1 protein-coding gene is annotated in these 889 nt (G+C 64.9%); it reads right to left on the reverse strand.

The annotated features are described in order from the left end of the window. Nucleotides 1-875, reverse strand: an 875-nt coding sequence (gene dapF / locus EN935_RS38055) for a diaminopimelate epimerase (RefSeq protein ID WP_127374344.1), incomplete at its 3' end; no start/stop codon positions are given. Nucleotides 876-889: the final 14 nt, after the last annotated feature.

The raw sequence follows: 889 nt of genomic DNA on the forward strand, positions 1-889 counted from the left end.
CTTTCGGTGTCGCGGGCCCATGTTCCGGTCGACGGATCGAAGTTGCCGGAAAATTCCCATTCGGCAGCGCCGGTGAGGATGACGTGGTCGTCATCGCGCCATTCGACATGCAGCGTGCCGCCACCGGGGGTCAGCAGGCTGACGCTGCGGCCGGTCCGGTTGGTGCGGGCGGCTGCGACCACGGCGGCGCAGGAGGCCGAGCCGCAGGCCTTGGTCAGGCCGGCGCCACGCTCCCATGTGCGGATGATCATGGTTTCAGGCGAGGTGACCTGAGCGATGGTTATGTTGGCGCGCTCGGGAAACATCGGGTGGTTCTCGAGCATCGGGCCGAAACGGTCGAGTTCATAAGACCAGACGTCGTTGTCGACCCAGAAGATGGCGTGCGGATTGCCCATCGAGACAACCGAGGGCGAGTGCAGCACGGGTGCGTCGATCGGGCCGATCTGCAGCTCGATCATGCGGGTGTCGCGGAATTCCTCGGCCAGCGGGATGTCCTGCCAGCCGAAACGCGGCGTGCCCATGTCGACCGAGATCGACCCGTCGGCATGTTCGCGCGCGTTGAGGATGCCGGCAACGGTCTCGAAGGTGAAGGTCTTCTGGCCGGTCTCGGCGGCAAGCGCCTGGACAACGCAGCGCATGCCATTGCCGCAGGCCTGCGCCTTGGAGCCATCGGAATTCAGGATGTCGATGAAAAAGGCGGTGCCGGGCGTCCTGGCATCGTGGATCGCCATGATCTGGTCGAAGCTGGTCGCGGCACCGGCGTTCAGGGCGATCGCTGCCGCTGCGGTCACCCGATCGGCACGGCTACGCATGTCGGCAACGATGATCTCGTTGCCGATGCCGTTCATCTTGGCGAAAGGGGCGGTGCTGGCCATTGCTCCGAAAATTC

The sequence above is a fragment of the Mesorhizobium sp. M7D.F.Ca.US.004.03.1.1 genome (genome assembly GCF_003998635.1).
In the GTDB taxonomy this organism is placed as follows: Bacteria; Pseudomonadota; Alphaproteobacteria; order Rhizobiales; family Rhizobiaceae; genus Mesorhizobium; species Mesorhizobium loti.